2 protein-coding genes are annotated in these 502 nt (G+C 49.6%); both read left to right on the top strand.

The window, feature by feature from the left end:
- Positions 1–269, top strand: a 269-nt coding sequence (gene upp / locus ACTHUR_RS18865; protein ID WP_440400304.1) for a uracil phosphoribosyltransferase, incomplete at its 5' end; no start/stop codon positions are given.
- 97 nt (positions 270–366) lie between these two features.
- Positions 367–502: DUF2322 family protein (locus ACTHUR_RS18860; RefSeq protein ID WP_440400306.1), on the top strand; the 136-nt coding region annotated here is incomplete at its 3' end.

The raw sequence follows: 502 nt of genomic DNA, 5'->3' as shown, positions 1-502 counted from the left end.
GCATGGACGAACGTCCAGCTCTGATTATCGACCCAATGTTGGCGACCGGCGGCTCTATGGTTGCCACCATCGACCTTTTGAAAGCCAAAGGTTGCCGTAACATCAAAGCATTGGTATTGGTTGCCGCTCCGGAAGGCGTGAAAGCCGTCAATGACGCGCATCCTGATGTAACCATCTACACTGCCGCGCTCGACAGCCACTTGAACGAACACGGCTACATCATCCCAGGCTTGGGCGATGCCGGCGATAAGATTTTCGGTACACGTTAATTGAAATGTTTAAGGCCGTCTGAAAAGTGTCAAACATCAACTTTCAGACGGCCTTGTTATATGGTTTGCTTTAAAACCCACATCAGAAAGGACAATCATGAGCTTCCAAGATAATCTGGCCACCATGCCTGCCATCGACCATTTGAGCGGCTTGGATATTCTCGATAAAGAGGACAATGTGGTTCATCACATTCCCAATGCGCCCGGCAAACAAGGCTCGCTCAAGCTTTACT

It is taken from the genome of Neisseria sp. P0021.S007 (assembly GCF_051956855.1).
The sequence above is the reverse complement of the archived record's forward strand: the minus strand, read 5'-3'. Positions and strand labels throughout refer to the sequence as shown.